This is a genomic window from Thermobacillus composti KWC4 (assembly GCF_000227705.2).
GTDB lineage: Bacteria > Bacillota > Bacilli > Paenibacillales > Paenibacillaceae > Thermobacillus > Thermobacillus xylanilyticus.
The window spans coordinates 3,295,504-3,309,059 of record NC_019897.1 but is presented as its reverse complement, the minus strand read 5'-3'; the positions used below and the strand labels follow the sequence as shown (position 1 = coordinate 3,309,059).

Annotated in this window: 7 protein-coding genes, 2 pseudogenes, 1 CRISPR repeat array and 1 riboswitch; of the genes and pseudogenes, 5 read left to right on the top strand and 4 right to left on the bottom strand. The window is 56.0% G+C overall.

Annotated elements, in window-relative coordinates:
• Positions 1 to 174 precede the first annotated feature (174 nt).
• The 5 genes from bcp to THECO_RS15260 all read left to right on the top strand — a co-directional run bounded on the left by bcp (position 175) and on the right by THECO_RS15260 (position 6,041).
• A complete protein-coding gene (bcp, locus tag THECO_RS15280) occupies positions 175 to 684 on the top strand; it encodes a thioredoxin-dependent thiol peroxidase (RefSeq protein WP_015255935.1) in 510 nt (169 codons plus the stop codon).
• A 96-nt stretch (positions 685 to 780) separates the two neighbouring features.
• Positions 781 to 2,319, top strand: a complete 1,539-nt coding sequence (gene guaA / locus THECO_RS15275; RefSeq protein ID WP_015255934.1) for a glutamine-hydrolyzing GMP synthase — start codon at positions 781 to 783, stop codon at positions 2,317 to 2,319.
• Positions 2,320 to 2,495: 176 nt separating this feature from the next.
• Positions 2,496 to 3,527: an HD-GYP domain-containing protein gene (locus tag THECO_RS15270; RefSeq protein WP_015255933.1), complete on the top strand. Its 1,032-nt coding sequence runs from the start codon at positions 2,496 to 2,498 to the stop codon at positions 3,525 to 3,527.
• 35 nt (positions 3,528 to 3,562) lie between these two features.
• The gene (locus THECO_RS15265; RefSeq protein ID WP_015255932.1) at positions 3,563 to 4,258 is read left to right on the top strand and encodes a Crp/Fnr family transcriptional regulator; all 696 of its coding nucleotides are present in this window, start codon (positions 3,563 to 3,565) and stop codon (positions 4,256 to 4,258) included.
• 220 nt (positions 4,259 to 4,478) lie between these two features.
• A riboswitch (purine riboswitch) is annotated at positions 4,479 to 4,580 on the top strand.
• A gap of 117 nt (positions 4,581 to 4,697) precedes the next feature.
• On the top strand, positions 4,698 to 6,041 hold the full coding sequence (locus THECO_RS15260) for an NCS2 family permease (protein ID WP_015255931.1): 1,344 nt from the start codon (positions 4,698 to 4,700) through the stop codon (positions 6,039 to 6,041).
• A 550-nt stretch (positions 6,042 to 6,591) separates the two neighbouring features.
• Here the strand turns inward: THECO_RS15260 and THECO_RS15255 are convergent.
• The 4 genes and pseudogenes from THECO_RS15255 to THECO_RS15240 form a co-directional block, all read right to left on the bottom strand.
• Positions 6,592 to 7,820 (bottom strand): annotated as a pseudogene (locus tag THECO_RS15255) (IS110 family RNA-guided transposase).
• Between the two features lie 659 nt (positions 7,821 to 8,479).
• Complete coding sequence (locus THECO_RS15250; protein ID WP_015255917.1) at positions 8,480 to 9,706, bottom strand: IS110 family RNA-guided transposase; 1,227 nt, start codon at positions 9,704 to 9,706, stop codon at positions 8,480 to 8,482.
• Between the two features lie 296 nt (positions 9,707 to 10,002).
• Positions 10,003 to 10,434: direct repeats of the CRISPR family, unit length 30 nt; unit sequence GTTTTGATCGTACCTATGAGGAATTGAAAC.
• A gap of 135 nt (positions 10,435 to 10,569) precedes the next feature.
• A pseudogene (locus THECO_RS15245) lies at positions 10,570 to 11,797 on the bottom strand (IS110 family RNA-guided transposase).
• A 444-nt stretch (positions 11,798 to 12,241) separates the two neighbouring features.
• The gene (locus THECO_RS15240; RefSeq protein ID WP_015255928.1) at positions 12,242 to 13,519 is read right to left on the bottom strand and encodes an ISNCY family transposase; all 1,278 of its coding nucleotides are present in this window, start codon (positions 13,517 to 13,519) and stop codon (positions 12,242 to 12,244) included.
• Between the last annotated feature and the right edge of the window lie 37 nt (positions 13,520 to 13,556).

Here is a 13,556-nt window from a genome sequence, read left to right as displayed (position 1 = left end):
GCTGTCTGACAATGGGACGGTGCGCTACACGCGTTGTTGCCACCTCCATGCTACCCGGCTGCCTGGAAAAAATCAAGCGTTTGCCAATTTGTGCGATTTTTGTCCGGAACGCAGCCCCGATTTTGATACAATGAATATTAAGATGTAAGAATTTCGAGGGAGGAACGCACGGCCATGACACTGTCCATCGGAGCGAAGGCGCCCGATTTCACACTGCCTTCGGCGGACGGGGATATCCGATTGAGCGATTTTCGCGGGAAACTTGTGGTGTTGTACTTCTATCCGAAGGATATGACGCAGACCTGCACGCAGCAGGCGTGCGGATTCCGGGATGCCTACAGCGAACTGACGGCACATGGCGCGGTGATCATCGGCGTCAGCACGGATGAAGTCGAACGCCACATCCGGTTCCGGGACAAATACGGACTTCCTTTTCTGCTCTTGTCCGATCCGGATCACGAAGTGTGCGAGAAGTACGGCGTATGGCAGCAGAAGAAAATGTACGGACGCGAGTATATGGGCATTGTTCGTTCGACGTTCCTGATCGACGAAGAAGGCAGACTGATCCGCGAGTGGCGGAATGTGCGTTTGAAGGGCCATATCGATGCGGTTCTGCAGGCGATCCGCGAGTACAGGGAGTCGACATCAACGGAGCAAAAATCGGCCGCCGCGCCGACGGTCTGACAGCAGTTGCAGGCGGTGCGCCAGGGCGCCCAAGCACGTTGACGCCCCGAAAATCCGTTCAGTATAATTAGCGGTATGAATTGAGGGAGGCGTACCATGGACAAGCCGAATGAACTCATCGTGGTGCTCGATTTCGGGGGCCAATACAACCAACTGATTGCCCGGCGCATCCGCGATCTGGGCGTGTACAGCGAGCTGCTGCCGTACAATACGCCGGCTTCGAAGCTGCGTGAACTGAATCCGAAGGGAATCGTCTTCTCCGGCGGCCCGAACAGCGTGTACGAAGAGAACGCGCCGCTCGTCGATCCGGAAGTGTACGAGCTCGGGGTGCCGATCCTCGGCATCTGCTACGGCATGCAGATGATGTCGCATCAATTGAACGGCCGGGTGGAACGGGCGGGCAAGCGCGAATACGGCAAGGCCGAGATTGAATTCGAAGCGGATTGCCGGTTGATCAGCGGTCTCGACCGCCGGCAGACGGTATGGATGAGTCACAGCGACAAAGTCGTCGAACTGCCGCCGGGCTTCCGCGTCGACGCCCGCACGCCGGGCGCGCCGGTCGCCGCGATGAGCCATCCGGAGAAGCGTTACTACGCCGTCCAGTTCCATCCGGAAGTACGCCACTCCGTTTACGGCAACGAGATGATCCGCAACTTCCTGTTCGAGATCTGCGGATGCGAAGGCAACTGGTCGATGACGACGTTCATCGAGGACGCGGTCCGGGAGATCCGGGAGCAGGTAGGGGACAAAAAAGTGCTCTGCGCCCTCTCCGGCGGCGTCGATTCGTCCGTTGTCGCGGTGCTGGTCCACAAGGCGATCGGCGATCAGCTCACGTGCATGTTCATCGATCACGGCCTGCTGCGCAAGGGCGAAGCGGAGAGCGTCATGGAGACGTTCGCCGGCAAGTTCGACATGAAGGTCGTGAAGATCGACGCGAGCCGCCGGTTCCTGGACAAGCTGAAGGGCGTCGAAGACCCCGAGCAGAAGCGCAAAATCATCGGCAACGAGTTCATCTACGTGTTCCAGGAGGAATCCGCGAAGTTTGACGACTTCGAGTTCCTCGCCCAGGGCACGCTCTATACCGACATCATCGAAAGCGGCACCGCCACGGCGCAGACGATCAAGTCACACCACAACGTCGGCGGTCTGCCGGAGAACATGCAATTCAAGCTCGTCGAGCCGCTCAAGACGCTGTTCAAGGATGAAGTGCGCAAAGTCGGCGAAGCGCTCGGTCTTCCCGAGGAGATCGTGTGGCGCCAGCCGTTCCCGGGTCCGGGACTTGCGATCCGTGTCCTCGGCGAAGTGACGGAGGAGAAGCTGCGCATCGTGCGCGAGTCCGATGCGATCTTGCGCGAGGAGATCGCGAATGCCGGGCTGCACCGCGAGATCTGGCAATACTTCACCGCGCTGCCGAACATGAAGAGTGTCGGCGTCATGGGCGACGCCCGCACCTATTCCTACACGGTCGGCATCCGCGCCGTCACGTCGATCGACGGCATGACGGCCGACTGGGCGCGGATCCCGTGGGACGTGCTCGAACGCATCTCGGTTCGGATCGTGAACGAAGTGGACAACGTCAACCGCGTCGTCTACGACATTACATCGAAACCGCCGGCGACAATTGAATGGGAGTAAAGCAGATGAGCCGACAGCTCCGCATATGCGGGGCTGTCTTGTTGTTTTGCCCGCGCAATCAGGGGGGAATCGACAATTTTTTCGAATTTCATGTCCAATTTGTGGCCGCAGTTACAGAAATGCGGGATGGGTCTATGGTATGATCTTGCTAGTTCAATATTTTTGAAGTAGTCATAATGGAGTGGATTTTCATACGGTGGGTACCAACCTCAGAACTGGAAGAAGGAGACAGGCTGGGGCGTCCGCTGTACACGACGGACGGCCGCTTGATTTTGTCGAGCGGACAGGTGCTGACCTGGAGAATGATAAGCGGCCTGATCCGGATGAATGTCGAAGGGGCGTACATCGACAACCGGCGGCCGAACGAAGTTTCGACAAGTCCCGTCAATCAGCTGGATGTGTTGCGAGCCGCGGCGTTCGAAGCCGTCCGGGGATTTTTCAATTCCGTTGCGGAATCGGAAAGGCTGGAACCGCGGCCGATCATGCGTCTGGCGAACGATATCGTCCGGCATGTCCTCACGGAGGCGGACGGCGGGTTCCAGATGAAGGAGCACCGCACCGAAGCCGCCTATCTGTACGCGCACAGCGTCAACGTCTGCCTGCTTGCCGTCATGACGGGGATGAAGCTGGGCTACAGCGATCTTCAGCTCAAAACGCTCGCGATCGGCGCGCTTCTGCACGATATCGGCCGTGTGTCGAAACATGCGGTCAATCCGGAATATGATCACCCTCGCGTCGGCTTCGACCTGATGCGCCGGTATCCCGAACTGCCGCTTCTGTCGGCCCACGTGGTGCTGCAGCATCACGAGAAGGTGAACGGCACCGGATATCCGCTGGGGGTTCAGGGGGAACAGTTCCGGCAAGCGGCGCAGATTGTGGCCGTTGCGAACGATTATGACCATTTTGTCAACGAAATCGGCGAGAACCGGCTTCCCCATGAAGGAATTGAATACATCATGTCGAAGGTAGACACGCATTATCATATTTCCGTCGTCCGCGCATTCGTCCAGAGCGTCACGCCATACCCCGTCGGCACCATGGTGCGGCTGTCGAACGGGATGGTCGGCACCGTGGTCGAAATGCACAAAGGTCAACCTTCACGCCCGGTGATTCAGACGCACGATCACGGCTTGAGAATCGACCTGATGCATTTCCCGACGGAGTTTATCGAAGAAGTGATCCTGGAACCAGGTGCGGCAGCCGTCTGAGGCTGCGGGAACGGTGCCGGGGAGGAGTGTACAAGGTGTCAATCGATGCGGCGCGTCTCAGATCCGCGATTCCTTTTTTTCGTGAAATGGATCCCGAAGTCACGGAAAGTCTCGCCCCGTATCTGACGGAGCGGACGTTCAAGAAAGGAACGGTCATTTTCGTTGAGGGAGACGAAGGGGATGATGTCTACTTCATTCGTTCCGGCGCCGTTCAGATCTATACGTTCGACGGCACGAAGAAAGTGATGTTGGCGTATCTGCGGGACGGCGATTATTTCGGCGAGATGGCGATGATGAAGCCGGGGGCGCAGCGCTCCGCGTCCGCGGAAGCGGCGCAGCTTACGAAGGTGTACGCCCTCAAACGGAATGTGTTCGAGCGGCTCATCCTGGATCATCCGCGGCTGGCGCTCTATTTGCTGGATGATACGATGGAGCGGCTGCGCAAGGCGAATCAGCAGATCTACGATCTGACGTTCCTGAACGTGCGGACACGGATCATGAAGCGATTGCTGCGCCTGGCGCAGGAGAACGGAACGGAGACCCCGGAAGGGCTGTTGATCGGCATCAAGGTGACACACCAGCAGATAGCGGAAATGGTCGGCGCCGTACGCGAGACGGTGACGAAGGTGTTCAACGAATTGCAGGAAGAAGGGCTGATCGTCATCCGGCAAAAAATGATCCTTCTTCCGAATCCCGAGCTGCTCGTCAAACGGCTGCAGGAGGAAAACTGAATCCAGCGCGGTTACGGGCGCCGGCCAGCTTGCCGCAGACGCGTTTCACGGGCTTTCGACCGAATGGGCGGAGGCTTTTTTCATTAATAATGGCTGGGAGATACAGGGTTCCGTTTCAAGGAAAGCGATTCCAATCCGAACAAAAAGGTCGATTGCGGGCAAAACATTCGTGAAACCCATTGACAGCAGGCGACAAAGATCAGTAGAATGAGGGAGAATTGTGAAAATCGGAAAAGCTTTTCGTATAATCCCGGGAATCTGGCTTGGGAGTCTCTACAAGGTCACCGTAAATGATCTTGCTACGAAAAGCAGGGGAGTCGTCTGCATACCGGTCCGGCAGGCATAATTCTCCTGTTTTCGCAGAACCTATGGAGAGATGACCATCCTCCGTAGGTTTTTTCTGTTTTCACAAATTTTGATGTGGGGGCGTTATGGAGCTATGGAACGTTTCTTCCGGCTCAAGGAACTCGGAACGAACATCCGCACGGAGCTGATGGCGGGACTTACGACCTTCATGACGATGGCGTACATCCTGGCCGTCAACCCGGCCATCCTGCAAGGGGCGGGGCTGAACTTCTACTCGGTCTTCCTCGCGACGGCATTGGCTGCGGGCATTTTCACGATCGCCATGGGGCTGTTCGTCAACTTCCCGGTGGCGCTCGCGCCGGGCATGGGGCTGAATGCGTACTTCGCGGCGACGATCGCGACTTCCCAGGCCACGGGTGAGCCGATCTCGCCGGCGGTGGGTCTGACGGCGGTATTCATCTCCGGGATCATCTTCATCATTCTGACGCTGACGCAAATCCGGCAAATGCTGGTGACGGCGGTTCCGGACAGCCTGAAGCATGCCATCACGGTCGGCATCGGCCTGTTCATCACGATCATCGGCCTCAAGAACAGCGGCATCATGTCGATTACGCCGGACGGGATCATCGGCCTCGGTTCGCTGAAAGACGCGAACGTATGGCTGACGATCATCGGCATCGTGCTGATCGCGGTCATGATGGTGCTGCGCGTTCCGGGCGCCATCCTGCTCGGCATCGTGCTGACGACGATCGTCGCGGCGATTACGGGCAATATCGGATCGATCGGCGATGACGCGCAGTGGGTGCCGGACTTCGGCGCGCTGAACTTCTGGCATTTCGACTTCCAGGGCGCATTTGAAGTCGGTCTGGTCACGGTCATCCTGACGTTCACGTTCGTCGAACTGTTCGACACGTTCGGCACGCTCGTCGGCACGGCGAACCGGGCCGGCGTCGACACGAACACCAGTGAAGGCAAGAAGAAGATCGGCAAGGCGATGCTCGTTGACGCGATCTCCGTCAGCGGCGGCGCCATGCTCGGCACGAGCACGGTCACGGCGTTCGTCGAAAGCTCGTCCGGCATCGCGCAGGGCGGCCGCTCCGGCCTGACGGCCGTCACGACCGGCGTGCTCTTCCTGCTGGCGCTGTTCATCGCGCCGATCGTCGCGCTCGTCCCGGGCGCGGCCACGAGCGCGGCGCTCGTCATCGTCGGCGTGCTGATGATGCAATCGGTGAAGAACATCAACTTCACCGACATGGTGTACGCAATTCCGGCGTTCCTGATGATCGTCATCATGCCGTTCACGTACAACATCGCCAACGGCATTTCCTTCGGCATCGTGTCCTACGTCGTCCTGGCGCTTGTCGCCAACCTGGCCGGCAAGACCGCGGAGGACGGCAGCAAGTACAAGATCCACTGGCTCATGTGGGTGCTGGCGGTCCTCATCCTGGCACGCTACATCTTCCTGAACGGGGAATAATCAGAAGTTTGCGGAAGCAGCGCTGGACCGGCGCTGCTTTTTTTGTTGAGACGGAATATTGGCAGCTATTTTTTGAAACCTTGAATCGATGCTGTCGTCGACCTCCAGTGGCGCAAAAACCCTTGGGGGTCGACGACAAAAGCGAAGTTTGGAAAATACTGATATATCGAGAATTGTGTGATATATTATGGGTGAATCCGCGCACATTTGAGACAGAAGTGGATAGGTTGAAAGGTTGAATTTTCAGGATTTTTGGGGTTTTGATCGTACCTATGAGGAATTGAAACACACCGGTGACGACAGCGTGGGTGAGATCGTGGCCGTTTTGATCGTACCTATGAGGAATTGAAACCGATCTCTGTTCCGCGCCTGCCCATGTACATGCAAAGTTTTGATCGTACCTATGAGGAATTGAAACCATACGGATTCTTAGCTCCATGTTCTCGGCATCGGTGTTTTGATCGTACCTATCCCGAAAATAATAGTCGCTAAAAAGCACAAAAAGGCCAACCCACCGTTACATCGCTTCAAATTGGAAAATGATAGGGGATTATGCGGTTTGCTCCCGTTCTTTTACCATAACGTCATATCCTAACATTTCCAACTTCCGTATCGCTTGTCGGGCCATCTGTTCACGCCGGCGTTCTTCGTAATAATGAGGCCCCAGTTCGTTGTAAACCTGTTTTTCCTTTAGCAGATGGTAGACGATGGTCAGGATCCGATGGGCCACCGCCACAGCCGCCCGATTGGCCCCTCGTCTGGCGGCAATGCGATGATATAGACTGGACAGATACGTGTGTTTCGTTCGGACTGCTGCCCGTGCCGCCTCGATGAGAGCGCTCCGAAGCTTCGGATTCCCTTTGGTCGTTCGCCCGGACTTTCGTTTCCCAGCACTTTCGTTGTTCCCTGGAGCCACCCCCGCCCACGAACACAAATGAGCGGCAGACGGAAAGCGGCTCATGTCGGTCCCCGTTTCAGCGACAATTTGTTCCGCCGTCCGCCGGGCCACCCCGGGAATGGTGTCCAGCCGCTCCAGGTCTTCCTCAAAAGGGAGCATCCGCCTCTTGATCTCCTCGTCCAACTGTTGAATCAGCGCGTCCAGTTCATCGACGTGCCGCAGTTGGGTTTGGAGCATCAACCGTTGGTGCGGGCCGATCAGTCCTTTGAGCGCGCGCTGGAGATCCGCTTTCTTGTTCTTCAGACGCCGAAGTGCCAACTCCGACAAGGATTCCGGATCAACGTTACCGGCTATCAGCGCTTCGATCATCGCACGCGCCGATTTGCCCAGAATATCGCTGGCTACCGACGACAGTTTGATGTTGGCGCCTTCCAGCACTTTCTGAATCCGGTTGACTTCTCCGTGCCCGCTCCTCGATCAGACTACGGCGGTATCGGATCAACTCGCGAAGCTCCCGTTGATCACGCGGCGGAATGAAGCTGCCTCGGAGCAATCCAAGCCGGAGCAACGAAGCGATCCACTCGGCATCCTTCACATCGGTTTTTCGTCCGGGAACATGCTTGATATGTTGCGCATTGACGACCAAGGTTTGAATCTCTTCCGTCTCCAACAGGTTATAGACGGGTTTCCAGTAGGAACCGGTGCTTTCCATGGCGGCGTGGGTGCAACCTTTGCTCTTGATCCAGTCCACCATCTGCAACAGATCGTCGGTCATGGTCGAGAATGTGCGGATTTCTTTCTCGTCCGGCGTGATAATGCAGGCCACGACCGTCTTTTTGTGGACATCCAGTCCACAGACATTGGCTGTAGACGACATCCATGATGGACAATCTCCTTGCGGCTTTGTCGATTGAGGGCTGGTGCAACGACCACACATGGGCCATTCTATCCCGCGTGCTTCCCGAGGGAGCGACAATCTGTGGTGCACCTGGTCGTTGGGGTCCGTCTAAGAGTCGGGCTCGCAGCACCAAGAAACAACGACCTCCCTCCACCAGCCGCAGGAATATTGTACCGCATTCGTCCATTTTCATCATCTGCTGGTGCCGCATTAGCGGCATGGGGGTCTATGAGGAATTGAAACACGAAATGCCGAAGATCACATACATGGCCAAACTGAGTTTTGATCGTACCTATGAGGAATTGAAACCCGAAAGGCGCACAACGTACCGTCACAACTCCGGCGTTTTGATCGTACCTATGAGGAATTGAAACATGGATAACGCACCCGCGCGCGAGACATTCGAACAAGCACGTTTTGATCGTACCTATGAGGAATTGAAACTGGCGTATCAGGCCGTCTGGGAACTTCAGGGCATCGTTTTGATCGTACCTATGAGGAATTGAAACGTAGCGATCTGTACCAGTGTAGTCCATGCGGATGTAGGTTTTGATCTTACCTATCCCGAAAATAATAGTCGCTAAAAAGCACAAAAAGGCCAACCCACCGTTACATCGCTTCAAATTGGAAAATGATAGGGGATTATGCGGTTTGCTCCCGTTCTTTTACCATAACGTCATATCCTAACATTTCCAACTTCCGTATCGCTTGTCGGGCCATCTGTTCACGCCGGCGTTCTTCGTAATAATGAGGCCCCAGTTCGTTGTAAACCTGTTTTTCCTTTAGCAGATGGTAGACGATGGTCAGGATCCGATGGGCCACCGCCACAGCCGCCCGATTGGCCCCTCGTCTGGCGGCAATGCGATGATATAGACTGGACAGATACGTGTGTTTCGTTCGGACTGCTGCCCGTGCCGCCTCGATGAGAGCGCTCCGAAGCTTCGGATTCCCTTTGGTCGTTCGCCCGGACTTTCGTTTCCCAGCACTTTCGTTGTTCCCTGGAGCCACCCCCGCCCACGAACACAAATGAGCGGCAGACGGAAAGCGGCTCATGTCGGTCCCCGTTTCAGCGACAATTTGTTCCGCCGTCCGCCGGGCCACCCCGGGAATGGTGTCCAGCCGCTCCAGGTCTTCCTCAAAAGGGAGCATCCGCCTCTTGATCTCCTCGTCCAACTGTTGAATCAGCGCGTCCAGTTCATCGACGTGCCGCAGTTGGGTTTGGAGCATCAACCGTTGGTGCGGGCCGATCAGTCCTTTGAGCGCGCGCTGGAGATCCGCTTTCTTGTTCTTCAGACGCCGAAGTGCCAACTCCGACAAGGATTCCGGATCAACGTTACCGGCTATCAGCGCTTCGATCATCGCACGCGCCGATTTGCCCAGAATATCGCTGGCTACCGACGACAGTTTGATGTTGGCGCCTTCCAGCACTTTCTGAATCCGGTTGACTTCTCGTGCCCGCTCCTCGATCAGACTACGGCGGTATCGGATCAACTCGCGAAGCTCCCGTTGATCACGCGGCGGAATGAAGCTGCCTCGGAGCAATCCAAGCCGGAGCAACGAAGCGATCCACTCGGCATCCTTCACATCGGTTTTTCGTCCGGGAACATGCTTGATATGTTGCGCATTGACGACCAAGGTTTGAATCTCTTCCGTCTCCAACAGGTTATAGACGGGTTTCCAGTAGGAACCGGTGCTTTCCATGGCGGCGTGGGTGCAACCTTTGCTCTTGATCCAGTCCACCATCTGCAACAGATCGTCGGTCATGGTCGAGAATGTGCGGATTTCTTTCTCGTCCGGCGTGATAATGCAGGCCACGACCGTCTTTTTGTGGACATCCAGTCCACAGACATGGCTGTAGACGACATCCATGATGGACAATCTCCTTGCGGCTTTGTCGATTGAGGGCTGGTGCAACGACCACACATGGGCCATTCTATCCCGCGTGCTTCCCGAGGGAGCGACAATCTGTGGTGCACCTGGTCGTTGGGGTCCGTCTAAGAGTCGGGCTCGCAGCACCAAGAAACAACGACCTCCCTCCACCAGCCGCAGGAATATTGTACCGCATTCGTCCATTTTCATCATCTGCTGGTGCCGCATTAGCGGCATGGGGGTCTATGAGGAATTGAAACCCTGTTTTCAGGCTTCTATAATTCACAACCACCTCAGTTTTGATCGTACCTATGAGGAATTGAAACTTTACATATGGCGTCGCGCCGTATTCTCCGCTGTCTGGGTTTTGATCGTACCTATGAGGAATTGAAACTCACAGATAGCCGTAATGTTTTCAGGTGCTATATAGGTTTTGATCGTACCTATGAGGAATTGAAACAGGATGAGAGGGAGAAACCGGACATCGTGGCGTTTCGTTTTGATCGTACCTATGAGGAATTGAAACTGATGATCTGGAAGTTTGTACACCTTTTCGCTCTCCACCTGTTTTGATCGTACCTATGAGGAATTGAAACTGCTTTGTCGCTTCCGGCGCGAAGAGCGGATAGATTCGTTTTGATCGTACCTATGAGGAATTGAAACACTCCAGCGTTATGACGGCGACGGTAAACTCCTTCGTTTTGATCGTACCTATGAGGAATTGAAACTCGTCAACGTTCAACTCAATCGTTTCTCGCTTTTCGATCGTTTTGATCGTACCTATCCCGAAAATAATAGTCGCTAAAAAGCACAAAAAGGCCAACCCACCGTTACATCGCTTCAAATTGGAAAATGATAGGGGATTATGCGGTTTGCTCCCGTTCTTTTACCATAACGTCATATCCTAACATTTCCAACTTCCGTATCGCTTGTCGGGCCATCTGTTCACGCCGGCGTTCTTCGTAATAATGAGGCCCCAGTTCGTTGTAAACCTGTTTTTCCTTTAGCAGATGGTGGACGATGGTCAGGATCCGATGGGCCACCGCCACAGCCGCCCGATTGGCCCCTCGTCTGGCGGCAATGCGATGATATAGACTGGACAGATACGTGTGTTTCGTTCGGACTGCTGCCCGTGCCGCCTCGATGAGAGCGCTCCGAAGCTTCGGATTCCCTTTGGTCGTTCGCCCGGACTTTCGTTTCCCAGCACTTTCGTTGTTCCCTGGAGCCACCCCCGCCCACGAACACAAATGAGCGGCAGACGGAAAGCGGCTCATGTCGGTCCCCGTTTCAGCGACAATTTGTTCCGCCGTCCACCGGGCCACCCCGGGAATGGTGTCCAGCCGCTCCAGGTCTTCCTCAAAAGGGAGCATCCGCCTCTTGATCTCCTCGTCCAACTGTTGAATCAGCGCGTCCAGTTCATCGACGTGCCGCAGTTGGGTTTGGAGCATCAACCGTTGGTGCGGGCCGATCAGTCCTTTGAGCGCGCGCTGGAGATCCGCTTTCTTGTTCTTCAGACGCCGAAGTGCCAACTCCGACAAGGATTCCGGATCAACGTTACCGGCTATCAGCGCTTCGATCATCGCACGCGCCGATTTGCCCAGAATATCGCTGGCTACCGACGACAGTTTGATGTTGGCGCCTTCCAGCACTTTCTGAATCCGGTTGACTTCTCGTGCTCGCTCCTCGATCAGACTACGGCGGTATCGGATCAACTCGCGAAGCTCCCGTTGATCACGCGGCGGAATGAAGCTGCCTCGGAGCAATCCATGCCAGAGCAACGAAGCGATCCACTCGGCATCCTTCACATCGGTTTTTCGTCCGGGAACATGCTTGATATGCTGCGCATTGACGACCAAGGTTTGAATCTCTTCCGTCTCCAACAGGTTATAGACGGGTTTCCAGTAGGAACCGGTGCTTTCCATGGCGGCGTGGGTGCAACCTTTGCTCTTGATCCAGTCCACCATCTGCAACAGATCGTCGGTCATGGTCGAGAATGTGCGGATTTCTTTCTCGTCCGGCGTGATAATGCAGGCCACGACCGTCTTTTTTGTGGACATCCAGTCCACAGACATGGCTGTAGACGACATCCATGATGGACAATCTCCTTGCGGCTTTGTCGATTGAGGGCTGGTGCAACGACCACACATGGGCCATTCTATCCCGCGTGCTTCCCGAAGGAGCGACAATCTGTGGTGCACCTGGTCGTTGGGGTCCGTCTAAGAGTCGGGCTCGCAGCACCAAGAAACAACGACCTCCCTCCACCAGCCGCAGGAATATTGTACCGCATTCGCCCATTTTCATCATCTGCTGGTGCCGCATTAGCGGCATGGGGGTCTATGAGGAATTGAGACCGGGCATGGCAAGACATTTCGCTTCTACGTACCACAGCGTTTGATTGTACCTTTACTTCCTCCCATTTTACATTGTTCCTCTTTTGTGCAATCTATGTCAAGCGTCTGTGAATATGTCAGGTTAACTGTTCTATGAAAATGTCAGGGATGATAGCTGATTAAACAGCCGCCGTCCTCTTGCAGACTAGCCGGATGCTGTGCTACGCTGTAACTGCTTGCTGGAGAATGGTTTTCTCCAGGGATGGTTTGCAGCGGGCTTGCGGGGGGACGCAGGCGCCGCTTCTTTTTTGGCCGTTGTTGGCGCCGGGGTCTGTGTGGCCTGTGTCTCCACACAAGGCCAGGCCCGCCCTTGATCCCACAGCCACACTTGTCCATCCATGCCGACACGCACTTCGACGACGCTCTTTGCTTCCCAGCGCGGAACACCGGGGACGGGCTTTGGCATGTAGCATTTCCCTTTCCAGGAGAACGTCTGCCCGCCGCTGATTCGCCGGTATTGCCGCCGGGCGAAGATGTGCTCCAGGGGTGTTTCGGGCAGCGGACGGTAGGCCGGTTCGGCATTTTGTGGTGCGACAGCGAACTGGCGGTTGTGCTTGGCGATGAGTTCCGGTAACACGCGATTGGCTTCCTCCATCGTGCACACGTTGCGCAGCCTAAGTTCGATCACCAGGCGGTCCTGGAACGTTTGCCAGAGCCGTTCGATCCGTCCTTTGGCCTGAGGAGACAGCGCCTTGATATGGGTAATGCCCAGATCGGCGAGGGCCTGCCCGAAGGTGGAAAGCGACGGCGGCTCACCGGCCAATTCCTGCTCGAGGGTCGGCTTGCCCTTGGGCGGGTGAAAAATGGAGTGTTGGTCGCTGTAGAGCGCAAGCGGTACGCCTTTGCGCCTAAGCCCCTCGATCATGACGGTCACGTAGCCCTCCAGTGTTTCGGTCGGGCGGAAGGTGGCCGCGACCACTTCCCCGGTGGCGTCATCGATGATGCCGTGCAGGGTGAGCATGGGACCGCGATCCTCCAGCCAGGCATAGGGAGAAGCATCGATCTGCCACAGCATGCCCGCCTGAGGTTTGCGGGGCCGGGGTCGGTGAGCCTTCGGACGACGGCGCAGCCGCGCGGGACGCAACCCGCCTTCCAGCAGAATGCGGCGGACCGAAGAGACGCTTAAATGGATGTTTTCGTGTTCGGCCAACAGTTCGGCAAAGTGGGTGGCATTGCTTCCGAAGTAGCGCTCCTGATACAAGAGCATAACGCGTTGTTTAAGCGAATCGGCCAAGGTATGAGCGGGCTTACGGCCCCGATTCCCATGAGCGATGGCTTGTGCACCTCCGTGACGATATTTGGCCTTGAGCCGATACGCTTGCCGAATACTGATGCCAAGAATGCGCGCGACATCCTGTTCCGCGAGACGGCCATCGATCCATTTTTCAAGAACCATAGCGCGTTTCAGTTCGCTCTTCGTCAAGGTGATCTGCTCCTTGCTCATACTGACATTTTCTCGG

Excerpts from the sequence above, each read along its gene's own strand:
- bcp (WP_015255935.1), top strand. The coding sequence starts at position 175 with ATGACACTGTCCATCGGAGCGAAGGCGCCCGATTTCACACTGCCTTCG.
- guaA (WP_015255934.1), top strand. The coding sequence starts at position 781 with ATGGACAAGCCGAATGAACTCATCGTGGTGCTCGATTTCGGGGGCCAA.
- THECO_RS15270 (WP_015255933.1), top strand. The coding sequence starts at position 2,496 with ATGGAGTGGATTTTCATACGGTGGGTACCAACCTCAGAACTGGAAGAA.
- THECO_RS15260 (WP_015255931.1), top strand. The coding sequence starts at position 4,698 with ATGGAACGTTTCTTCCGGCTCAAGGAACTCGGAACGAACATCCGCACG.
- THECO_RS15250 (WP_015255917.1), bottom strand. The coding sequence starts at position 9,706 with ATGGATGTCGTCTACAGCCATGTCTGTGGACTGGATGTCCACAAAAAG.